This is a genomic window from Streptomyces sp. NPDC093260 (assembly GCF_040683715.1).
GTDB classification, from domain to species: domain Bacteria; phylum Actinomycetota; class Actinomycetes; order Streptomycetales; family Streptomycetaceae; genus Streptomyces; species Streptomyces sennicomposti.
This window is the reverse complement of the sequence record NZ_JBFBEK010000017.1, coordinates 155,733-177,095: the sequence shown is the minus strand read 5'-3', so window position 1 is coordinate 177,095 and position 21,363 is coordinate 155,733. Positions and strand designations below refer to the sequence as shown.

Here is a 21,363-nt window from a genome sequence, read left to right as displayed (position 1 = left end):
TTCATCACCGGTCCGGACGTGGTCAAGGCGGTCACCGGCGAGGAGATCACGCAGAACGGTCTGGGCGGCGCGGACGTGCACGCCGAGACCAGCGGAGTGTGCCACTTCGCCTACGACGACGAGGAGACGTGCATCGCCGAGGTGCGCTACCTCCTGTCGCTCCTGCCGCAGAACAACCGCGAGAACCCGCCCCGGGTGGAGACCTCCGACCCGGTCGACCGCCGCTCCGACGTGCTGCTGGACCTGGTCCCCGCCGACGGCAACCGGCCCTACGACATGACCAAGGTCATCGAGGAGATCGTCGACGACGGCGAGTACCTGGAGGTCCACGAGCGCTGGGCGCGCAACATCATCTGCGCGCTGGGCCGCCTGGACGGACAGGTCGTCGGCGTCATCGCCAACCAGCCGCAGGTGCTGGCCGGCGTCCTGGACATCGAGGCGAGCGAGAAGGCCGCCCGCTTCGTGCAGATGTGCGACGCCTTCAACATCCCGATCGTCACCTTCCTGGACGTCCCCGGGTTCCTGCCCGGCGTCGACCAGGAGCACGGCGGCATCATCCGGCACGGCGCCAAGCTGCTCTACGCCTACTGCAACGCCACGGTGCCGCGCATCTCCCTCATCCTGCGCAAGGCCTACGGCGGCGCCTACATCGTCATGGACTCCCAGTCCATCGGCGCCGACCTGACCTACGCCTGGCCCACCAACGAGATCGCCGTCATGGGCGCCGAGGGCGCCGCCAACGTCATCTTCCGCCGCCAGATCGCCGAGGCCGCCGACCCCGAGGCCACCCGCGCCCGGATGGTCAAGGAGTACAAGGCCGAACTGATGCACCCCTACTACGCCGCCGAACGCGGCCTGGTGGACGACGTCATCGACCCGGCCGACACGCGCGAGGTCCTCATCAGGTCCCTGGCGATGCTGCACACCAAGCACGCCGACCTGCCCTCCCGCAAGCACGGCAACCCGCCGCAGTGACCCAGCGGACGCTCCGCGGCGATCCCGCGGACCTCTCAGCCACGGAGACTGACACCATGGACATGCCCGACATCCGCGTCGAGAAGGGCCACGCCGAGCCCGAGGAGGTCGCCGCCCTCACGGCCCTCCTCCTGGCCCGCGCCGCCGCCCGCCCCGCCGACACCGCCCCGGTCCACCGCGGCCGCCCCCGCGCCGGCTGGCGCCGCCTGGAGCGCGAGAACGGCTTCCGCGCCCCGCACAGCTGGCACTGAGCGTCGCGGTCACGACCGTAGGGCACGCAGGAGCCGGGGGGCCGTGATGTCCCGCGGCCCCGCGAAGGGAGCCACCCCGCCCGGGGTGGCTCCCTTCGCGCGTCCGCGCCCCGCGTGCGCCGGTTTCCCGGCCCCGCGGGCCCGGCCCACGCCGGTGCATGACGAAGGGGGTGTCTCCTCCCAGTGGGAGGAGACACCCCCTTTCGCTGTCCCGGGCGTACACCCGTCGTTACCGCAGGCGGGCCATCAGCGCGTGTTCCACGAGCGTGATGAGCGCGGACTTGGCGTCGGCGCGGTGGCGGGCGTCGGTGGTGATGATCGGGGTGTCGGGGCCGATCTGGAGCGCCTCGCGGACCTCGTCGGGGCTGTAGGGCTGCTGGCCGTCGAAGCCGTTGAGGGCGATGACGAACGGCAGTCCGCTGTTCTCGAAGTAGTCCACCGCGGGGAAGCAGTCGGCCAGGCGCCGGGTGTCCACCAGCACGATCGCGCCGATGGCGCCGCGGACCAGGTCGTCCCACATGAACCAGAAGCGGTCCTGGCCGGGGGTGCCGAACAGGTACAGGATCAGGTCCTGGTCGAGCGTGATGCGGCCGAAGTCCATGGCCACCGTGGTGGTGGTCTTGTCCCCGGTGTGGGTGAGGTCGTCGATGCCCGCCGAAGCAGACGTCATGACGGCCTCCGTGCGCAGCGGGTTGATCTCCGAGACGGCGCCGACGAACGTGGTCTTGCCCACGCCGAAGCCGCCCGCCACCACGATCTTCGCGGACGTGGTGGAGCGACTTGGAGAAACCGGCCCTCCGCTAGAGCTTGCGAAGTCCACTGAGCACCCTTTCGAGCAGTGTCACGTCTGGCTGGCCGCCGGCGTTCTCGTCGCCGCCGGGCTGATGGATGGCGACCAGGCCCGCCTCCGCCAAGTCGGCGACGAGGATCCTGGCCACGCCGAGAGGAATCGTCAGCAGGGCCGAGATCTCGGCCACCGACTTGATCTCGCGGCACAGTTGGCAGATCCGCTGATGTTCGGGCAACTGGCCCTGCATCTGGTGCGGTTGCGCGGTGGTGTGCACCAAGGCCTCGATGGCGAGCTGGTACCGCGGCCTGGTGCGGCCGCCCGTCATGGCGTACGGGCGGACCAGAGGGTTGCCCGACGCCCCGGCGGGCGCCGGCTCGGGGGCGCGTCGCTGCGGCTGCACCGGCTGGATGCGCGGCGCCTGCGGCTGGTCGTACGGCGAGGGACCGGGGCCCTGCGGCGCGTACGGCTGCCGGTGGCGCGGGACGGAGGGGTAGCCGAACTGGTTCGCCGAACCGTCGCCTTGGCCCTGGGCAGGGCCGTACGACCAGTTGCCCGAATGCGAACCGCCTGGGGGTGTTGCCACTCTCTCTCCTCCTCCGATGGCGCCGGGCCTCCAACGGTGTGGAAGCCGCGTCCCGAAACCTTACGGCCACGGGACACCAAAACGCACCGTCCGACTTTCAGTTGAGAAGGCTTCCCTGGAGCTCCGCGCGGAGGTCCGGAGTGAGGACCGTGCCCGCGCGGTCCACCAGAAGGGCCATCTCGTACCCAATGAGACCGATGTCCGCCTCGGGGTGCGCGAGAACCGCGAGGGAAGAACCGTCGGAGATGGACATGATGAAGAGGAATCCCCGCTCCATCTCCACAACGGTCTGGTTCACGCTGCCGCCCTCGAAGATGCGGGAGGCGCCCGCGGTCAGCGAGGTCAGACCGGATGCGACGGCCGCGAGCTGGTCGGCGCGGTCGCGGGGAAAGCCTTCGGACATCGCCAGAAGGAGTCCGTCGGCGGAGACCACCACCGTGTGGGACACCCCGGGGGTGTTGTCCACGAAGTTGGTGATCAACCAGTTCAGGTTCTGCGCCGCCTGGCTCATCGGGCTCACACTAACGCTCCTGGTTGTAGGTGCTGTCAGGACCACTGTGTTCATTCCTTGTGGCCTGGCCGTTCTTGTCACTTCCTGCGGTGCGTCCCCGTTCGACGCCCCGGCGCAGGTTGCTCAGCCTGCCCCGGACGTCCTCGGGGGCGCGGGAGACCTGTGGGCCGCCCTGCGGAGTCGATTCCGCGGTTCCCTCGACCAGGTTGGCCTTGGGCACCCGCCGCGGCAGACCGGAGGAGGTCACCCCGCCCGCCTTGGGCTTGCGCAGCTTCGAGGCCTGCTGCCAGCGCTCGTCGTTCGCCGAACGCCAGCCGTTGTCACCGTTGTTCGCCGGGGAGGAAGCCGGCGCCTCCCGGTGCTCGGGCCGCGCGCCGTCCGGACCGCCCGCGGCGGAACCCCGGCGGGGCAGCCCCGCGTCGGTCAGCGCGTGGCCGGCGGCCGGGTCCGCTCCGGGCTGGTCGAAGCCTACGGGGTTACCGTCGGTCACGTCAGCGGCCTGCACGGATTCCGTTTGCGGAGCGTACTGCTCGGCGTAGCCGTTCTGGTACGCGTCGCCCTGCGGCCAGTCGTCCTGGTAAGGCTGCTCCTGGAAGCCGGCGTACTGCTCCTGCGCGCCGGGGTGGACGCCCGAGTGGTCCTCGCGCACCGGCTCCGCATAGGCGTCCGCGTTCGCGTAGCCGCCGTCGGCCGGGTAGCCGCCGTTCTGCGCGACGGCGCCGTCCTGCGCGTAGTACCCCTGCTCGTACGACTGCGCGCCCTGCTGGTCGTACCGCACCTGGCCGTGCTGGTCGTACGCCTGCTGTCCCTGCTGGTCGTACGCCTGCTGCTGGTCCTCGTAGCCGCTCTGGCCGTCGTAGCCGGCGTTCTGCTCCGGGTACGGGTTCTGACCGGTGTCGTAGGCCTGCTGCCGGCCGGTGGAGTCGTCCGGGTAGCCGGCGCCCTGGTGGGCCTCCTGGCCCTCCGGCGCGCCCCCCGTGTGGGACTCCAGGGCGGCCCGGCGCTCCTCGCGCTTGAGCGAGCGGCCCACCGGGTCCAGGCCCCGGATGTCGTCCGGCACCTCCGCGTAACGGCTGTCGTCGAAGCCGAGTTCGGCGGCGGTCCGCATCGGCGGCAGCTGGGTGAAGCTCTCACCCGGCACCTGCTGCTCGGGCATGATCTGGGAGACGGTGAACTGGTCGCGTTCCAGGGCCTGTTCGCCACCGCCGCCGTGGGTGATCGCGTCCGGCAGCATGACCAGCGAGGTGGTGCCGGCCTGCTCGCCCGAGGGGCGCAGCTGGACCCGGATGCCGTGCCGGTCGGCGAGCCGGCCGACCACGAACAGACCCATGCGCTGGGAGATCGCCACGTCCACGGTGGGCGGGTTGGCGAGCTTGTGGTTGATGTCCGCGAAGTCCTCGGCGGTCAGGCCGATGCCCTTGTCGTGGATCTCGACCATGACCCGGCCGTCGGGCAGCCGGGTCGCGGTGACGCGGACCTTGGTCTGCGGCGAGGAGAACGTGGTGGCGTTCTCCAGCAGCTCGGCCAGCAGGTGCACGAGGTCGGTGACCGCGCGGCCGTGGATCTCGGCCTCCGGGACGCCGGACATCTCGATGCGCTCGTACTGCTCCACCTCCGAGGAGGCGGCGCGCAGCACGTCCACCAGCGGGACCGGCTGGTCCCAGCGGCGGCCGGGCTCCTCGCCGGCGAGGACCAGCAGGTTCTCGCCGTTGCGGCGCATGCGGGTGGCCAGGTGGTCCAGGCGGAACAGGTTCTCCAGCTGGTCCGGGTCGGCCTCGTTGTTCTCCAGGTCGGTGATCAGGGTCAGCTGGCCCTCGATCAGCGACTGGTTGCGGCGCGAGAGGTTGGTGAAGATCGCGTTGATGTTGCCCCGCAGCAGGGCCTGCTCGGCGGCGAGCCGGACGGCCTCGCGGTGCACCTGGTCGAAGGCGCGGGCGACCTCGCCGATCTCGTCGGTCGAGGCGATCGGGATCGGCTCGACGCGGGTGTCCACCCGGCCCGGGTCGGTGCGCGAGAGCTGGTCGACCAGCATCGGCAGGCGCTGCTCGGCGATGCCGAAGGCGGCGTTGCGCAGGCGGCGCATCGAGCGGCTCATCTGGCGGGCCACCAGACCGGCCAGGACGAACGCGGCCAGCAGGGCGAGCAGGACGACGGCGCTGGTGATGAACGTGGACTGCTTGGCGTCGTCGGCGATGCCGGAGGCCTCGGTCACCGCGGTGTCGGCCATGTCCGACTGGATCTTGCGGTAGGCGTCGAACTTGAGGGTGTTGACGGCCCACCAGTTCTGCGCGGTGACGCCCTTCTCGGCGAGCTTGTCGCGCGCGCTCGCGTCGGTGCTGTCCAGCGTGGCGAGCGCAGTGACCATCTTCTGCGGGTCCGACGGCGGAGCCACGTAGCCGGGGTCCTGGCTCTTGGCGTCCTGCGCCATCGCCGCGGCCTTGGTCTGGATGTCCTTCCTGGCCTCGTCCAGCTTCTGCGCGTCGGCCTCGGTGCCGCCGCCGAGGTACTCCTCGACGGCGATGCCCTCCAGGTAGGCGTAGGAGGACAGGGCGATGCGCTGGCTGGCCAGGTTGCCGGCGTCCGGACCGGGCTTGACCAGCAGATGCGTGCCGATCGAGCGTTCCAGGGACAGGGCGGCCTGGGTGAGGGAGATCGCGTAGACCGTACGGCCGTAGGAGGTGATGTTTCCGGTGCCGAGGCCGAGTTCGTTGGCGAACTCCATCAGCGGGTGGCCGACCTTGACGTAGCCCTCCTCGGTCTGCACACCGGTCAGCTTGGAGGTGAAGGCGGCGGCGCGCAGCGACTGGAGCTCGGGCTCGGTCTCGCGGAACAGCTTCAGCCGGCGCACCAGGCCGGGCTTCTGAGGCATGTCCTTGGCGGCCGCGTCGAAGGCGTCGGCGGCCTTGTCGGTGGCGGCGCGGGCCTGGGTGACGGTGGCGTCGTTCTGGCCCTTGCCCTGGAGGAGCGGCGCGGTGGTGACGTCGCGCTCGTTCCACAGGGCGTTGGCGTAGGTGAGGGAGGCCCGCACCAGGCGGGCGGTCTTCTCGGCGTCCTGGGCCTCGTTCCAGGTGTCGATCGAGCTCTTGACCTGGAAGCCGCCCATGACGAGGCCGACCAGCACGGGTATGAGCAGGATCGCGTTCAGCCGAGTGCGCACCCGCCAGTTGCGCGGGGAGAGGGGGCCGCCGCTCGGTGCGGGGGCGCTCGCCGACTCCGAACCGGGCACGTGTGCGGGCGCCGCTCCGCGCGGCGGCGGGGTGAAGTTGCCCCGGGCCGCCGACGGCTCGGAACCGTTCTTGCTTCGCCTCACTCGACCAACAACCTCTCGGCGGTCGGCACCTTCGTTGTGCCGCAGTGTCTCAAGCCCTCTGCGCCGGCGACGACGTCAGCATCACTGAGTACGTCTTTGACTATTGGGCAGTTCAGGCATTCCAGCACGCGGGCATGCGGTCTTCCAAACAGTTGGAACCGGCCGCGCCCGCACTTGTAAGCCTCAGATAAAACGGTCATAAAGAGCGAGCGGCGTCAAAAGGCGGGTGCGTCGTGCGCGCAGCGACACCGGATGTGCGCGACGCGTTGCGGTGCCATCCGATTCCTCTGCCGAAACGTTATGAACACCGGGGCCGACCGTGTCAAAGGACACAGCCGGCTCCGGTGCTGCTACGGCAACTGGTGTATCGCGATCCCTGTCTGGGTGCTATGTGAGATGTGTCCGTGTCCGCGCCACTACCGCAGGCGGGCCATCAGCGCGTGTTCCACGAGCGTGATGAGCGCGGACTTGGCGTCGGCGCGGTGGCGGGCGTCGGTGGTGATGATCGGGGTGTCGGGGCCGATCTGGAGCGCCTCGCGGACCTCGTCGGGGCTGTAGGGCTGCTGGCCGTCGAAGCCGTTGAGGGCGATGACGAACGGCAGTCCGCTGTTCTCGAAGTAGTCCACCGCGGGGAAGCAGTCGGCCAGGCGCCGGGTGTCCACCAGCACCACCGCGCCGATGGCGCCGCGGACCAGGTCGTCCCACATGAACCAGAAGCGGTCCTGGCCGGGGGTGCCGAACAGGTACAGGATCAGGTCCTGGTCGAGCGTGATGCGGCCGAAGTCCATGGCCACCGTGGTGGTGGTCTTGTCCCCGGTGTGGGTGAGGTCGTCGATGCCCGCGGACGCGGAGGTCATGACGGCCTCCGTGCGCAGCGGGTTGATCTCCGAGACGGCGCCCACGAACGTGGTCTTGCCGACACCGAAGCCGCCCGCCACCACGATCTTGGCGGAGGTGGTGGCCCGGCCCCCGTCAGAGCTTGCGAAGTCCACTGAGCACCCTTTCGAGCAGCGTCACATCAGGCGCGCCGCCGTTGTTCTCGTCACCGCCCGGCTGGTGGATGGCCACCAGCCCGGCCTCGGCCAGGTCCGCGACGAGGATCCGTGCCACGCCGAGCGGCATGGCGAGGAGCGCCGACACCTCGGCGACCGACTTCACCTCGCGGCACAGATGGCAGATCCGCTGGTGCTCCGGGAGCAGTCCCATCAGCGCTGCCGGGTCGGCCGTGGTGCTGATCAGCGCCTCGATGGCGAGCTGGTAGCGCGGCCGGGTCCGGCCGCCGGTCATCGCGTACGGACGGACCAGCGGCTGGTCGCCCTCGTCCCCGTACGGCTCGGCGTACGGATCATGATGGGCGGTGGGCGGGGTCATGAATCCTCCGGGCGGGACAGCAAGTCGGTCGGGCGAGCCGTCTGACGGGGCCGGTGGGGGGATTGTGGCGGCCGGACGGTGATTTGGTGACGTGGGTGGTACCGGGGCCGGTCAGTGGAGCAGACTGCCCTGTAGTTCGGCGCGCAGGTCGGGGGTGAGCACCGCGCCCGCCCGGTCGACCAGCAGCGCCATCTCGTAGCCGACGAGGCCGATGTCGCACTCCGGGTGGGCCAGGACGGCCAGGGACGACCCGTCCGAGACGGACATCAGGAAGAGGAAGCCGCGCTCCATCTCCACGACCGTCTGCGCCACGTTGCCGCCCTCGAAGATCCGGGACGCCCCCGCGGTCAGGGAGGTCAGGCCGGACGCGACGGCCGCGAGCTGGTCCGCGCGGTCGCGCGGGAACCCTTCGGACATCGCCAGAAGGAGTCCGTCCGCGGACACCACGACGGTGTGGGACACCCCGGGGGTGTTGTCCACGAAGTTGGTGATCAACCAGTTGAGGTTCTGTGCCGCCTGGCTCATCGGGCTCAACTAACGCTCCTGCTGGTGAGTGGGGCTCGGGTGACTGCCCGTCTGGCCGTTGCCGGCCTGACGACCCTGTGCGATGCCCCGACGGAGATTGGTCAGTCGGCCGCGTACGTCGTCGGGCGCACGCGAGACCTGCGGACCGCTCTGGTGCTGTTGCTGCTGAGCCGTGCCCGGGACGAGATTCGCCTTGGGCACCCGGCGCGGCAGGCCGGAGGTGGTGACGCCGCCCGCGGCCGGCTGCCGTACGCGCTCTGCCTGCCGGACGAGTTCGTCGTTCGGCGAGCTGCGCCAGGCGGAGGCGGCGGGACGCTCGGGGGCCGCAGGAGCCTGCGGCTGCTGCGGGGCGGGAGCCGGCGTCGCCGCCTGCTGCCGCTCACCGCGGAACCAGTTGGTCTCCAGCGTGTCGAACAGCGGCGTGCGTCCGTCGCCCGGACCGGCCGGCGGCAGCGCCTCCGGCTCCCGGGCCACGGGCCGCTGCTGCTGCGGCGCGGTCGGCCGCGGGGCCCCGAAGCCGGCGGGACCCCCGGTGGCCTGCGGCTGCTCGAACTGGCCGGTGGCCGACGGGTCCTGACGGCCCGGCAGCTGGGGCCGACCGAAGTTCCCGTCGTGCTGGGCCGGCTGCTGGAACTGGCCGGTGGCGCCGTTGTCGTACGCCTGTGGGGTGGCGTACTGGCCGGTGGCGCCGTTGTCGTGCCCGGGCTGCTGGAACTGGCCCGTGGAGCCGTTGTCGTACCCGGGCTGCTGGAACTGCCCGGTGGAGCCGTTGTCGTAGCCCTGCACGGCCGGGAACTGGCCGGTCGAGCCGTCGTTGTAACCCTGCACGGCCGGGAACTGGCCCGTCGAGTCGTGCCCGGGCTGCTGGAACTGGCCCGTGGAGCCGTTGTCGTAGCCCTGCGGCGCGGCGAACTGGCCGGTGTCCGACGGCTCCCCGTACTGCTGGCCGCCCTGCGCGCCGCCAAATATGTCCGGGCGGACGAACGAGCCGGTGTTCTGCTGCGCGCCCGGGGCCGGGAACCGGCCCGCGTCCCGGCCGCCGCCCCGCGGGGTGTCGAAGTCGGGGCGGGGGAAGGCCGAGGTGTCCGCCGGGCCGCCCTGGCCCTGCCGGTCGGGCGCCGGCAGCGCCGGCATCTCCGCCGTGCCGCCCGGACCCGAGTGGTCCTCGTAGCGCGGCGCGTTCTGCGTCCGCTCCGCCTCGTCGTGCCCGCGCGGGGCGTCGGGCCGGCCGGGGCCGGCCGCGTTCTCGTTGCCCCAGCTCGGCGTGCGCGGCTGCGGGCTGCCACCGGGCAGCTCGGCGCGCGGCCCGCCGCGCGGCGGCAGCTGCGGGGTACGGCCCTGCTCGCCGCCGTTGCCCCGCTGCGGGGGCACGCCACCGCGGGCGCCGTTGCCGAAGCCGTCCTGGCGGTTGCCGCCGAAGGCGTCCTGCACGCCGCCCTCGCCGAAGCCCTGCCGGGGGTTCGCGTTGTCGGCGCGGCGGCCGTCGCCGAACCCCTGCGGCGCGGCGGGACCCGCGGCCTGGAGGCCCTGCGCGGCGCCCGGCGCCCGGCCGCCGAAGCCGGCGCCCGCGGGGTTCTGGCCGGGAGCGTTCGGAGCGTTCTGGCCGGGCCGGCCCTGCTGCGGCTGACCGGGGCCGCCCTGCGGTCCACGGGCGCCGCCCGGACCACCGGGGCCACCGGGACCGCCGGGTCGGCCGCCCGTGCCGGGCAGCGCGGCCCGCGGGCCCTGACCGGCCCCGACCTGGCCGCGCTGAGCGGCGCCGGGGCCGAGGCGGCCCGTGCCGCCCGCACCGAGCGTGCCGCCGGCGGCCTGGCCGCTCTGGCGCCGGGCCGCGGCCGCGCCCGCGGCGGCAGCGGCCGCCGCCGGACCGCCCGCGGAGGCGCCGGGCTTGCCGGGAGCCGGCTTCTTGCCGCCCTGGGCGACGTCCACCGGCAGCATGACGAGGGCCGTCGTGCCGCCCGAGTCGGACGGGCGCAGCTGGATGCGGATGCCGTGTCGCTGGGACAGGCGGCCGACCACGAACAGACCCATGCGGCGGGAGACGGAGACGTCCACGGTGGGCGGCGAGGCGAGCCGCTCGTTGATCGCGGCCAGGTCCTCGGGGGAGAGGCCGATGCCGGTGTCGTGGATCTCGATCAGCACCCGGCCGTCGGGCAGCGCGTGACCGGTGACCTTGACCTTGGTCTGCGGCGAGGAGAACGAGGTCGCGTTCTCCAGCAGCTCGGCGAGCAGGTGCACCAGGTCGTTGACGACGCGGCCGGCGACCTCGGTGGTCGGCACGGAGGCCAGCTCGATGCGCTCGTACTGCTCCACCTCGGAGGCGGCGGCGCGCAGCACGTCGACCAGCGGGACCGGGCGGGTCCACCGGCGGCCGGGCTCCTCGCCCGCGAGGACGAGGAGGTTCTCGCCGTTACGGCGCATACGGGTGGCGAGGTGGTCGAGCTTGAACAGAGACGACAGCTGGTCCGGGTCGGCCTCGCGGGACTCCAGCTCGGAGATCAGCGACAGCTGACGCTGGATCAGGCCCTGGGAGCGGCGCGAGAGGTTGGTGAACATCGCGTTGACGTTGCCCCGCAGCAGGGCCTGCTCGGCGGCGAGGCGGACCGCCTCGCGGTGCACCTCGTCGAAGGCCGCGGCCACCTGGCCGATCTCGTCGCGCGAGTGCACACCGACCGACTCCACGGTGGTGTCCACGTCCTGCGGGTCGGACTCCGAGAGCTGCTTGACCAACTCGGGCAGCCGGTCCTGGGCGACCCGGGTGGCGGTGTCCTGGAGGCGGCGCAGCGAGCGGATCATGGACCGCGCCACGACGAACGCGCCGACCAGCGACACGCCGAGCACGAGCAGGATCAGCACACCGGAGATGATGGCGTCCTGCTCGGTGGAGCTGCGCAGCTCGCGCGCCTTCTGCTCCATGTTCTCGAGCAGTGTGTGCTCGATCTTCCGCATCTGCTCGATCTTGGTCGAGCTGTCGTCCACCCAGTCGCGGTAGGAACGCTTGTTGAGCGAGGGCAGGCCCTCCGCGCTGTCCAGAGCGCGCTTGGCGTACTGGTCGGCCGACTGGATCGTCGGGTTGCCCTCCTCGACCGGCTTGAGGAGTTCCTCGGCCCCGCTGCCGTAGATGTTGCGGAAGCTGTTGATCTCGGAGGTCTGGCTGTCCAGCGCCGACTGCGCGTACAGGCGGTCGTTCTCGGAGAGGTCGCCCTTGCTGGTGTTGTTGGCCGGCAGGGCCGCCGCGATGACGGCGCGCTGGACGGAGGCGTACTCCTTGGCGGAGGAGAAGGCGGCCAGCGCGCGGGTGCGCTGGATCATCTCCGGGTTGCTGGTCGCCTCGGCCATGTCCTGGGAGAGGCCGAGCAGCTCGGTGATGAGGTGGTGGTACGCCTCGACCGTCTGGGAGGAGTTCCGCTCCGAGGTGTAGGCGCTCTTGCGGATCTTGGCGAGGCCGTTCAGCTCGCTGGCGAGGCCGACGAGGGTGTCGCGGACACCCTGGAGGTTGCCGTCCTTGCTGGCGCTGTCGATCTCCTCGGAGGCGCTGAGGAAGTTGTCCTTGGCGCGGTCCGTCTTGTCCCGGAAGCCCTTGACGGTGATCGCGCTCGCGCTGGACGGGTGGGCCAGCGGACCGGCGGACTGGTCGCGCTCCTCCTGGAGCGCGGCGGCCAGCTCGGTGGCCTGCTTGGTCATGTCCGTCAGCAGCTTCATGTTGTCGAGCTGCTGGATGTCGTCCAGGTTCTGGTTGATGCGCAGGCCGCCGAGCGTGGTGGCCGCGACCACGGGGAGCGCGAGCAGCGACACCAGTCGGGTGGAGATGCGCCAGTTGCGCAGCGCCATGCGCGAGCCCGGGCCGGTGGGGGCCGCGCCCTTGGCGGGCTTCACCGTGGGAACGGGGCCCGACGGGGGAGTCGTGCCGGCCGTACCGCCGCGTTCCTTGCTGTCGCCGGACGAAGCCGGGCCCTGGTTCTGGGCGTGCTGGGGCGAGGAGCTGACGGCCATGGGGCCAGTCCCGCCGTGCGGCTCCGGCTCCGCCGAAGCGCTGCCATCCCTCTTGAAACGTCCCTGCACTAGCGTCGCAACCTCTGGACCAGGCGCCCTCCCGCGTGGGCGGGAGGACGGTGTCGGCGTCGTGGGGAACGCCCTGAAAACGTTCCCCGGGTGGTCGTGAGTGACCGGCGCTGCTCCCCCTGTTCCGCCGCCACTCGGCGCTGCGTTGCGCCCCCTGCGCGCCGGCTCGATCCTGCGGCGGTCCGTGGCATTCCAGCACAGTGCAGGATCTCCAACAAGGCATGTGGGCCATGCTGTGACCTCTGTGACACCGCGTGAGTGACGGGTTACCGGTGGTGGAAAGTGATCTCGAGCATTACGGACATATACCTACGACCCGGTGAGCGGCCGCAGGTGTCCCAGTCGCCATGATCGGGAGCGGAATGACTGGTTCAGGGGGAGAATGTCCGGTTCGACGGGGTGGTGATCGCCCGACAATTGTCCGGATTGTCGACAGCTCCGTGAGCAAACTCACATGGAGATCGCGGTCTCTTCACGTCTTCGGCCGGGAATTGCATGTTTAGCCTGACGCTTTACATAAGGCGTAACTCTGCCAACCCCGCGCGCGGGGGCCGTCCGAACCGCTCCCGGCGCCCGTAGACGACAAGGTCTGAGACAACCGTGAAGACGACGATGATGTTCCGCACCATAGCCAACCCCCGGCGCACGACGCTGGCGCACCTCGAGGACGCCGAAGCGCTGCAGACCCCGGAACTGCCGGAGCACCCCGTCACCCTCCCCACCCAGACCGCCAATCCCCGGCGCACCGTCCTGATGGAGGCCCCGGTCGCCGCCTCCGTCGCGGAGTAGTACGCGCCCGGACGGCGAACCGCTCAACCGGCCCGCCGCGCACCCGCGAGAGGGGCGCCCCCGACCCGGGGGCGCCCCTCCCGTGCGTCCGCCCACGGCGCCCTCCGCCCCCCTGACCCGCTGCTCGGGCGGCGCAATGCGCGGGATGCGGGGCCCGTGCCGCGTTAGCCTGGAGCGTCAGACTCCAGCCAGCTCAGTCAAGGGGCCAAGCAACCCGTGCGCATCGCCAGGTTCTCCATCGACGGGAACGTCGCCTTCGGCGCGGTCGAGGGCGACCAGCCGGACCAGCTCGTCCTCGACATCATCAAGGGCATCCCGTTCGCGGACTTCGAGCTCTCCGGCACCAAGGTGCCGCTGAGCAAGGTACGGCTGCTGCCGCCGGTGCTCCCCAACAAGGTCGTGGCCTTCGGCCGCAACTACGCCGAGCACGCCCGCGAACTCGGCAACGAGGTCCCCGACGCGCCGTTCGCCTTCTTCAAGCCGTCCACCTCGGTGATCGGTCCCGGCGACCCCATCCAGTACCCCTCCTTCTCCGAGGAACTGCACCACGAGGCCGAGCTGGCCGTCGTCATCGGCCGCATGTGCCGCGAGGTCCCGCGTGACCGCGTCAAGGACGTGATCTTCGGCTACACCTGCGCCAACGACGTCACCGCCCGCGACGTCCAGCGCCGCGAGAAGCAGTGGGCCCGGGCGAAGGGCTTCGACAGCTCCTGCCCGCTCGGCCCCTGGGTGGAGACCGGCATCGACCTCGCCGCCGCGGGCGACCTGACCATCCAGCTCACCGTCAACGGCGAGCAGCGGCAGCTGGGCCGCACCAGCGAGATGATCCACCCCGTCGAGGATCTGATCGTCAACATCTCCGAGGCCATGACGCTGCTTCCCGGCGACGTGATCCTCACGGGCACCCCGGCAGGGGTCGGCCCGCTGAACGTCGGCGACGACGTCGCCGTCACCATCGAAGGCATCGGCACTCTCACCAACAAGGTTGTCAAGCGTGGCTAGCGCACCCGGCTCCCCCGTTCGCGTCCGTTTCTGCCCCTCGCCCACCGGTAACCCCCATGTGGGGCTGGTCCGCACCGCCCTGTTCAACTGGGCGTTCGCCCGGCACCACCAGGGCACCCTCGTCTTCCGCATCGAGGACACCGACGCGGCCCGCGACTCCGAGGAGTCGTACAACCAGCTGCTCGACGCGATGCGCTGGCTGGGCTTCGACTGGGACGAGGGACCCGAGGTCGGCGGCCCGCACGCGCCCTACCGCCAGTCGCAGCGCATGGACATCTACCGGGACGTCGCGCGGAAGCTGCTGGACGCCGGCCACGCCTACCACTGCTACTGCTCGCAGGAGGAGCTGGACGCCCGCCGCGAGGCCGCCCGCGCCGCCGGCAAGCCCTCCGGCTACGACGGCCACTGCCGCGAGCTGAGCGAGGCGCAGGTCGCCGAGTACACGGCGCAGGGCCGCACCCCCATCGTCCGCTTCCGGATGCCCGACGAGACGATCACCTTCACGGACCTGGTCCGCGGCGAGATCACCTACCTCCCGGAGAACGTCCCGGACTACGGCATCGTCCGCGCCAACGGCGCCCCCCTGTACACGCTCGTCAACCCGGTCGACGACGCGCTGATGGAGATCACCCACATCCTGCGCGGCGAGGACCTGCTCTCCTCCACCCCGCGCCAGATCGCCCTGTACAAGGCGCTGATGGAGCTGGGCGTCGCCAAGGAGATCCCCGCCTTCGGCCACCTTCCGTACGTGATGGGCGAGGGCAACAAGAAGCTCTCCAAGCGCGACCCGCAGTCCTCGCTCAACCTGTACCGCGAGCGCGGATTCCTGCCCGAGGGCCTGCTCAACTACCTCTCCCTGCTCGGCTGGTCGCTCTCGGCCGACCAGGACATCTTCTCGATCGAGGAGATGGTCGCGGCCTTCGACATCGCGGACGTCAACCCCAACCCGGCGCGCTTCGACCTCAAGAAGTGCGAGGCGATCAACGCCGACCACATCCGCCTGCTCGACGTGAAGGACTTCACCGAGCGCTGCGCGCCCTGGCTGAAGGCTCCCTTCGCGCCGTGGGCGCCGGAGGACTTCGACGAGGCCAAGTGGCAGGCGATCGCGCCGCACGCGCAGACCCGCCTGAAGGTCCTCTCCGAGATCACCGACAACGTCGACTTCCTCTTCCTGCCCGAGCCCGTCTTCGACGAGGCCAGCTGGACGAAGGCGATGAAGGAGGGTTCGGACGCCCTGCTGCGCACCGCCCGCGAGGAGCTGGCCGCCGCGGACTGGACGTCGGCCGAGTCGCTGAAGGAGGCCGTCCTGGCCGCCGGCGAGGCGCACGGCCTCAAGCTCGGCAAGGCGCAGGCCCCGGTCCGCGTCGCCGTCACCGGCCGCACGGTGGGCCTGCCCCTCTTCGAGTCCCTGCAGGTCCTGGGGCGGGAGAAGACGCTGGCCCGCATCGACGCGGCGCTGGCCAGGCTCGCGGCCTGACGCCACTGTGCCCACGCGCCCACGAGGGGCGGCTCCCGGACACCGGGGCCGCCCCTCCGCGCTGTCGGGGCGATTTCGCCGTCCGGACGGAACCGCCCGCCGGGACCGGGTGCGGCGGTACGGTCGGACGTATGACCACCCAGCCCGTGCTGCCGGAGATCCGAGCCGTCCTGTGGGACGTCGACGACACCCTCTTCGACTACACCACGGCCGACCGGACCGGGATGCGCGCGCATCTGCTGGCCGAGCGCCTGCTGGAGCGGTACGGCGGAGCGGAGGAGGCCCTCGCGCACTGGCGGCGGATCACCGACGAGCAGTGGGCCCGGTTCTCGGCGGGCGAGGCGACCTTCGAGGAGCAGCGCCGGGACCGGGTGCGGGTCTTCCTCGGCCGGCCGGAGCTGACCGACGCCGAGGCCGAGGCGTGGTTCGGGCGTTATCTGCGCCACTACGAGGCCGCCTGGGCGCTCTTCCCGGACGTGCTGCCCGTCCTGGACGCCCTCGCCACCAGTCACCGGCACGCCGTGCTGTCCAACTCCAACCTCCGCGTCCAGGATCACAAGCTGACCGTCCTCGGGGTGCGCGACCGCTTCGAGACGGTGCTGTGCGCCGCGGAGCTGGGCGTGTCCAAGCCCGCCGCCGCGGCGTTCCACGCGGCCTGCGAGGCACTGGAACTCCCGCCGCACCAGGTCGCGTACGTCGGCGACCACCCGGAGATCGACGGCCGGGGCGCCCACGAGGCGGGACTGCTGTCGGTCTGGATCGACCGTGACGGCGTGCCCACCCTCGGTGACGGCGAGGGCGGCCCGCGCCGGATCTCCTCCCTCGCCGAACTCCCGGCGACGCTCGGCACGGATAGTCGTTTTGGAGCCCCGTCCACCTTCAGGTAATGTTCTTCCTGCGCCGCGGGGAACGGGCCGGAAGGCCGGAAACCCGGAGCGCAGTACTAGAACAAGAACCCCTCAGGGGCTTGCGTTCCAGTGGCCTATGGTGTAATTGGCAGCACGACTGATTCTGGTTCAGTTAGTCTTGGTTCGAGTCCAGGTAGGCCAGCTCGCAGATGCTTCAATCTGCAACCGCGGATCACATCCGCAAGCCCCCGTTGTGTAGCGGCCTAGCACGCTGCCCTCTCAAGGCAGTAGCGCCGGTTCGAATCCGGTCGGGGGTACAGATCCTTCCCGCGAGGACAGGCCGGGTAGCTCCCACTGACCTCGATGCAGGATCGCTAGGGCCCCCGTTGTGTAGCGGCCTAGCACGCCGCCCTCTCAAGGCGGTAGCGCCGGTTCGAATCCGGTCGGGGGTACGACTGGTCTAAACCATCATTGGTCTATGGTGTAATTGGCAGCACGACTGATTCTGGTTCAGTTAGTCTTGGTTCGAGTCCAGGTAGACCAGCTCGGACCTGCGGAAACGCAGCGTCCACGCCCCCGTTGTGTAGCGGCCTAGCACGCCGCCCTCTCAAGGCGGTAGCGCCGGTTCGAATCCGGTCGGGGGTACAGATGAAGGCCCTCCGCTTCGGCGGAGGGCCTTCGACGTTCCCCGTGCCGGCCGCATACGGCCGGTGCGTCCCGGGGCGGCTACTCGAAGCCGTACCGCCGTGCCGACTCCTCCTCCTGCGCCATCCGGTGCAGCGCCTGGAGGACCGGCTCGTTGAGGATCGCCCCCAGCACCGCGAACTCGACCCGCTCCGCCTCCGACGGGTACTGCTCCATGGCGTCCAGGTCCAGTACGGCCATCCGGTGCACCAACTCGGCGTACGGCACGAGCAGTTCCGCCCCCCAGTCGTAGCCGAGCCGGCGGAACGCGGCCACCGCCACCACCAGCGAGCGGTAGGCGGGGGAGAGGGTGGTGAGCTGCTTGGCGTTCTCCCAGCCCAGCTGGTCCAGCAGCTTGGTCACCTCCAGCCGCGCGGTCTGCACGTACTCGTCGTCCTGGTCCGGCTCCGGGACCTGCGGCAGCGCCCACAGCGCCGCGCCCAGCCGGATCGTGCGGCCCAGGGAGTCGTCGTCCGCGTGCGCCAGCACCTCGCGGACCGTCGCCACCGGCACCTTGCCCACCTGGATCATGGCCCGCACCAGCCGCAGCCGGCGCAGATGCTCCTCGTCGTACTCGGCGCTCGTGGCGGCCACCTGGCGGCCCGGCGGCAACAGCCCCTCACGCAGGTAGTACTTGATCGTCGCGGTGGACACACCGCTGCGTCTGCTCAGCTCGGCCAGCCGCATCTCTTGCGCGCCTCCTCGGTAAGTGCCACCACCCAAACACCGACCACCGGGATAGCGCCGCTATCCGAACCGATCCGAGGGGCGCCGACATCCACCACGGTATGCCGCCCTTCGGGCCGGCCGGGGCGCGCGGGCAGGCGCCGCCGTCCGCCGGGGCCGGCACGCCAAGGACCGGTTCGCCACCGCTCCGGGCGGACGCGGCCCGGTCGCGGTGCGGCGCCCGCGGTGACGTGCCGCTGAACGGGAGAGGCGGCCCCCGAGTCCGGCCGAGGGACTCGGGGGCCGCCTCGTGCGGCTGGATACGGGCGTGGGTGTCGTCGTGCGGTCCGTCGGATGCGGCGCCGCGGCGTTGAGGCCGCCGCCCGACAGGGCCCGGGAGAGCGGGGAGGGGTCAGGCGGAGCGGCGCAGCGCCTCGGAGAGGCGGGCGGCGGCGTCGATGACCGCCTGGGCGTGCATCCGGCCGGGGTGGCGGGTCAGGCGCTCGATCGGCCCGGAGACCGAGACGGCGGCCACCACGCGGTTGGAGGGGCCGCGCACGGGTGCGGAGACGGAGGCCACGCCCGGCTCGCGCTCGCCGATCGACTGCGCCCACCCGCGCCGCCGCACGCCCGACAGGGCCGTCGCCGTGAAGCGGGCCCCCTGGAGGCCCCGGTGCAGGCGCTCCGGCTCCTCCCAGGCCATCAGGACCTGTGCGGAGGAGCCGGCCTTCATGGTGAGCGTGGAGCCGACCGGGACCGTGTCCCGCAGACCGGACAGGCGCTCGGCGGCGGCGACGCAGATGCGCATGTCGCCCTGGCGGCGATAGAGCTGCGCGCTCTCACCGGTGACGTCCCTGAGGTGCGTGAGCACCGGGCCCGCGGTGGCGAGGAGGCGGTCCTCGCCGGCCGCCGCGGCCAGCTCCGCGAGCCGCGGGCCGAGAATGAAACGGCCCTGCATGTCGCGTGCCACCATGCGGTGGTGTTCCAGGGCCACGGCCAGCCGGTGGGCCGTGGGTCGTGCCAGTCCGGTGGCCGCGACCAGACCCGCGAGGGTGGCCGGACCGGACTCCAGGGCGCTCAGGACAAGGGCTGCCTTGTCCAGGACGCCGACGCCGCTACTGTTGTCCATGCAACGATACTCGCGTCTCACTCTGTGAAACGCAAGTTCAATTTTCCGTGGAACACGCCACCCTGGTAAGCACAGCGGCCCGTGGACCGGCGGGCCCGGCGGCGGCTGCCCGTAGGGGGGCGCGGTGCCGCCTCCTCAAGATCTCTAGTTGGGCCGGCGCACTCGTGCGCCCGGCCGGAGGGAAAGCGATGGGTAGGACACTCGCGGAGAAGGTCTGGGACGACCACGTCGTCCGGCGCGCCGAGGGCGAGCCCGACCTCCTCTTCATCGATCTGCACCTGCTGCACGAGGTGACCAGCCCCCAGGCCTTCGACGGCCTCCGCAAGAGCGGGCGCGGTGTGCGCCGGCTCGACCTGACCATCGCCACCGAGGACCACAACACCCCGACCCTCGACATCGACAAGCCCATCGCGGACCCGGTCTCCCGCGCCCAGCTGGAGACGCTGCGCAAGAACTGCGCGGACTTCGGCGTACGGCTGCACCCGCTGGGCGACGTCGAGCAGGGCGTCGTGCACGTGGTCGGTCCCCAGCTGGGCCTGACCCAGCCCGGCACCACCGTCGTCTGCGGCGACTCGCACACCTCCACGCACGGCGCCTTCGGCGCGCTGGCGTTCGGCATCGGCACCTCCCAGGTGGAGCACGTGCTGGCCACCCAGACGCTGCCGATGGCCCGCCCCAGGACCATGGCCATCACCGTCGAGGGCGAACTGCCCGAGGGCGTCACCGCCAAGGACCTCATCCTGGCGATCATCGCCCGGATCGGCACCGGCGGCGGCCAGGGCTACGTCCTGGAGTACCGCGGCCCCGCCATCGAGAAGCTCTCGATGGAGGCCCGCATGACCATCTGCAACATGTCGATCGAGGCCGGCGCCCGCGCGGGCATGATCGCCCCCGACGAGACCACCTTCGCCTATCTCCAGGGCCGCCCGCACGCCCCCGAGGGCGAGGACTGGGACGCCGCCGTCGCGTACTGGAAGACGCTGCGGACCGACGACGACGCCGTGTTCGACGCGGAGGTCGTCATCGACGCCGCCGAGCTGTCCCCGTTCGTCACCTGGGGAACCAACCCCGGCCAGGGCGCGCCGCTTTCGGCCGCCGTCCCCGACCCGGCCTCGTACGAAGACGCTTCGGAGCGCCTGGCTGCCGAAAAGGCCCTGGAGTACATGGGGTTGGACGCCGGACAGCCGCTGCGCTCCATCAAGGTGGACACCGTCTTCGTAGGCTCGTGCACCAACGGCCGCATCGAGGACCTGCGCGCCGCCGCCGACATCGTGCGGGGCCGCAAAGTCGCCGACGGCGTACGGATGCTGGTCGTCCCCGGTTCCGCGCGGGTCGGCCTCCAGGCCGTCTCCGAGGGCCTGGACGTGGTCTTCAAGGAGGCCGGCGCCGAATGGCGGCACGCGGGCTGCTCCATGTGCCTGGGCATGAACCCCGACCAGCTGGCCCCCGGCGAGCGCTCCGCCTCCACCTCCAACCGCAACTTCGAGGGCCGGCAGGGCAAGGGCGGCCGCACCCACCTGGTGTCCCCGCAGGTCGCCGCCGCCACCGCGGTCCTCGGCCACCTGGCCTCCCCGGCCGACCTGACCGACGCCGCCCCCACGCCCGCTGGAGTCTGAGAGATCATGGAAGCCTTCACCACCCACACCGGCCGGGCCGTCCCGCTGCGTCGCAGCAACGTCGACACCGACCAGATCATCCCCGCTCACTGGCTCAAGAAGGTCACCCGCGACGGGTTCGAGGACGGGCTGTTCGAGGCCTGGCGCAAGGACCCCGAGTTCGTGCTCAACCGCCCCGAGCGGCAGGGCGCCACGGTCCTGGTGGCCGGCCCCGACTTCGGCACCGGCTCCTCCCGCGAGCACGCGGTCTGGGCGCTGCAGAACTACGGCTTCAAGACCGTGATCTCCGCCCGCTTCGCCGATATCTTCCGCGGCAACTCGCTGAAGAACGGCCTGCTCACGGTGGTTCTGGACCAGAAGGTCGTGGACACGCTGTGGGACCTCGTCGAGAGCGACCCGAGCGCCGAGATCACCGTCGACCTGGTCGCGCGCGAGGTGCGCGCCGAGGGCGTCACCGCCCCCTTCGAGCTGGACGAGAACTCCCGCTGGCGGCTGCTGAACGGCCTGGACGACATCTCCATCACCCTCCAGAACGAGGAGGACATCGCCGCGTACGAGGCGAAGCGCCCGTCGTTCAAGCCGCGCACGCTCCCGGTGTGAGCAGACGCCGGGGCGCGTGTGATCCCCGGGTGATCCGGATGTGATCCACGGGTGGTCCGCCGCCCCGGCCGGACGGCAGTCCGGACACCGTCCGGGCCCCGGCCGGACGCCCGGACCGGCTCACTGCTCCGGCGCTGTGACAAGTAGAGTTTCGGCCACCGCGAAACGCCGCTG

General features: G+C 71.3%; 18 protein-coding genes and 5 tRNA genes. 13 read left to right on the top strand and 10 right to left on the bottom strand.

Annotated features, from left to right (window positions below):
• Nucleotides 1-975 (top strand): carboxyl transferase domain-containing protein (locus tag AB0N63_RS22625; protein WP_365530820.1); only part of this gene is annotated, 975 nt, incomplete at its 5' end.
• A 56-nt stretch (nt 976-1,031) separates the two neighbouring features.
• Nucleotides 1,032-1,226 carry an acyl-CoA carboxylase epsilon subunit gene (locus AB0N63_RS22620; protein WP_365530818.1) on the top strand — a complete coding sequence of 65 codons (195 nt, stop codon included), beginning with the start codon at nt 1,032-1,034 and terminating at the stop codon, nt 1,224-1,226.
• A gap of 229 nt (nt 1,227-1,455) precedes the next feature.
• On the opposite strand, the gene AB0N63_RS22615 is transcribed toward AB0N63_RS22620, so the two are convergent.
• The 8 genes from AB0N63_RS22615 to AB0N63_RS22580 all read right to left on the bottom strand — a co-directional run bounded on the left by AB0N63_RS22615 (nt 1,456) and on the right by AB0N63_RS22580 (nt 12,378).
• On the bottom strand, nt 1,456-2,046 hold the full coding sequence (locus AB0N63_RS22615) for an ATP/GTP-binding protein (protein ID WP_043261333.1): 591 nt from the start codon (nt 2,044-2,046) through the stop codon (nt 1,456-1,458).
• A complete protein-coding gene (locus AB0N63_RS22610) occupies nt 2,027-2,599 on the bottom strand; it encodes a DUF742 domain-containing protein (protein WP_019985592.1) in 573 nt (190 codons plus the stop codon). Before AB0N63_RS22610 ends, AB0N63_RS22615 begins: the two co-directional genes overlap by 20 nt.
• Nucleotides 2,600-2,696: 97 nt before the next feature.
• Nucleotides 2,697-3,110, bottom strand: a complete 414-nt coding sequence (locus tag AB0N63_RS22605; RefSeq protein ID WP_004983065.1) for a roadblock/LC7 domain-containing protein — start codon at nt 3,108-3,110, stop codon at nt 2,697-2,699.
• A gap of 10 nt (nt 3,111-3,120) precedes the next feature.
• Nucleotides 3,121-6,420 carry a nitrate- and nitrite sensing domain-containing protein gene (locus tag AB0N63_RS22600; RefSeq protein ID WP_365530816.1) on the bottom strand — a complete coding sequence of 1,100 codons (3,300 nt, stop codon included), beginning with the start codon at nt 6,418-6,420 and terminating at the stop codon, nt 3,121-3,123.
• Nucleotides 6,421-6,836: 416 nt separating this feature from the next.
• Nucleotides 6,837-7,412: an ATP/GTP-binding protein gene (locus tag AB0N63_RS22595; RefSeq protein ID WP_009190815.1), complete on the bottom strand. Its 576-nt coding sequence runs from the start codon at nt 7,410-7,412 to the stop codon at nt 6,837-6,839.
• Nucleotides 7,393-7,791, bottom strand: coding sequence for a DUF742 domain-containing protein (locus AB0N63_RS22590; protein ID WP_009190816.1), 399 nt, complete (start codon nt 7,789-7,791; stop codon nt 7,393-7,395). The genes AB0N63_RS22595 and AB0N63_RS22590 overlap by 20 nt, the downstream gene beginning before the upstream one ends.
• A 111-nt stretch (nt 7,792-7,902) precedes the next feature.
• Nucleotides 7,903-8,316 carry a roadblock/LC7 domain-containing protein gene (locus AB0N63_RS22585; RefSeq protein ID WP_003973453.1) on the bottom strand — a complete coding sequence of 138 codons (414 nt, stop codon included), beginning with the start codon at nt 8,314-8,316 and terminating at the stop codon, nt 7,903-7,905.
• 9 nt (nt 8,317-8,325) lie between these two features.
• Complete coding sequence (locus AB0N63_RS22580) at nt 8,326-12,378, bottom strand: nitrate- and nitrite sensing domain-containing protein (protein WP_365530813.1); 4,053 nt, start codon at nt 12,376-12,378, stop codon at nt 8,326-8,328.
• A gap of 600 nt (nt 12,379-12,978) precedes the next feature.
• Here AB0N63_RS22580 and AB0N63_RS22575 point away from each other — a divergent pair.
• The 9 genes from AB0N63_RS22575 to AB0N63_RS22535 all read left to right on the top strand — a co-directional run bounded on the left by AB0N63_RS22575 (nt 12,979) and on the right by AB0N63_RS22535 (nt 17,139).
• Nucleotides 12,979-13,167: a hypothetical protein gene (locus AB0N63_RS22575; RefSeq protein ID WP_365530811.1), complete on the top strand. Its 189-nt coding sequence runs from the start codon at nt 12,979-12,981 to the stop codon at nt 13,165-13,167.
• Nucleotides 13,168-13,383: 216 nt separating this feature from the next.
• Nucleotides 13,384-14,169, top strand: coding sequence for a fumarylacetoacetate hydrolase family protein (locus AB0N63_RS22570; RefSeq protein ID WP_365530809.1), 786 nt, complete (start codon nt 13,384-13,386; stop codon nt 14,167-14,169).
• Complete coding sequence (gene gltX / locus AB0N63_RS22565) at nt 14,162-15,646, top strand: glutamate--tRNA ligase (protein ID WP_365530807.1); 1,485 nt, start codon at nt 14,162-14,164, stop codon at nt 15,644-15,646. The genes AB0N63_RS22570 and gltX overlap by 8 nt, the downstream gene beginning before the upstream one ends.
• Nucleotides 15,647-15,777: 131 nt before the next feature.
• Nucleotides 15,778-16,533, top strand: coding sequence for an HAD family hydrolase (locus tag AB0N63_RS22560; protein ID WP_365530805.1), 756 nt, complete (start codon nt 15,778-15,780; stop codon nt 16,531-16,533).
• A 91-nt stretch (nt 16,534-16,624) separates the two neighbouring features.
• A tRNA-Gln gene (locus AB0N63_RS22555) sits at nt 16,625-16,696 on the top strand.
• 42 nt (nt 16,697-16,738) lie between these two features.
• Nucleotides 16,739-16,811, top strand: a tRNA-Glu gene (locus tag AB0N63_RS22550).
• 62 nt (nt 16,812-16,873) lie between these two features.
• Nucleotides 16,874-16,946, top strand: a tRNA-Glu gene (locus AB0N63_RS22545).
• 20 nt (nt 16,947-16,966) lie between these two features.
• A tRNA-Gln gene (locus AB0N63_RS22540) sits at nt 16,967-17,038 on the top strand.
• 28 nt (nt 17,039-17,066) lie between these two features.
• Nucleotides 17,067-17,139, top strand: a tRNA-Glu gene (locus AB0N63_RS22535).
• Nucleotides 17,140-17,220: 81 nt separating this feature from the next.
• Here AB0N63_RS22535 and AB0N63_RS22530 read toward each other — a convergent pair.
• The gene (locus AB0N63_RS22530; protein WP_365530804.1) at nt 17,221-17,865 is read right to left on the bottom strand and encodes a MerR family transcriptional regulator; all 645 of its coding nucleotides are present in this window, start codon (nt 17,863-17,865) and stop codon (nt 17,221-17,223) included.
• A 391-nt stretch (nt 17,866-18,256) separates the two neighbouring features.
• A complete protein-coding gene (ndgR, locus tag AB0N63_RS22525) occupies nt 18,257-18,973 on the bottom strand; it encodes an IclR family transcriptional regulator NdgR (protein ID WP_009190822.1) in 717 nt (238 codons plus the stop codon).
• A 188-nt stretch (nt 18,974-19,161) separates the two neighbouring features.
• On the opposite strand from ndgR, the gene leuC reads away from it, so the two are divergent.
• Complete coding sequence (leuC, locus tag AB0N63_RS22520; protein WP_365530801.1) at nt 19,162-20,589, top strand: 3-isopropylmalate dehydratase large subunit; 1,428 nt, start codon at nt 19,162-19,164, stop codon at nt 20,587-20,589.
• Between the two features lie 6 nt (nt 20,590-20,595).
• Nucleotides 20,596-21,189 carry a 3-isopropylmalate dehydratase small subunit gene (leuD, locus tag AB0N63_RS22515; RefSeq protein ID WP_365530800.1) on the top strand — a complete coding sequence of 198 codons (594 nt, stop codon included), beginning with the start codon at nt 20,596-20,598 and terminating at the stop codon, nt 21,187-21,189.
• Nucleotides 21,190-21,363 lie beyond the last annotated feature (174 nt).

Coding starts and splice junctions, on each gene's coding strand:
- AB0N63_RS22590 (WP_009190816.1), bottom strand. CDS start 7,791: ATGACCCCGCCCACCGCCCATCATGATCCGTACGCCGAGCCGTACGGG.
- leuD (WP_365530800.1), top strand. CDS start 20,596: ATGGAAGCCTTCACCACCCACACCGGCCGGGCCGTCCCGCTGCGTCGC.
- AB0N63_RS22620 (WP_365530818.1), top strand. CDS start 1,032: ATGGACATGCCCGACATCCGCGTCGAGAAGGGCCACGCCGAGCCCGAG.
- ndgR (WP_009190822.1), bottom strand. CDS start 18,973: ATGGACAACAGTAGCGGCGTCGGCGTCCTGGACAAGGCAGCCCTTGTC.
- AB0N63_RS22560 (WP_365530805.1), top strand. CDS start 15,778: ATGACCACCCAGCCCGTGCTGCCGGAGATCCGAGCCGTCCTGTGGGAC.
- AB0N63_RS22530 (WP_365530804.1), bottom strand. CDS start 17,865: ATGCGGCTGGCCGAGCTGAGCAGACGCAGCGGTGTGTCCACCGCGACG.
- AB0N63_RS22585 (WP_003973453.1), bottom strand. CDS start 8,316: ATGAGCCAGGCGGCACAGAACCTCAACTGGTTGATCACCAACTTCGTG.
- AB0N63_RS22605 (WP_004983065.1), bottom strand. CDS start 3,110: ATGAGCCAGGCGGCGCAGAACCTGAACTGGTTGATCACCAACTTCGTG.
- leuC (WP_365530801.1), top strand. CDS start 19,162: ATGGGTAGGACACTCGCGGAGAAGGTCTGGGACGACCACGTCGTCCGG.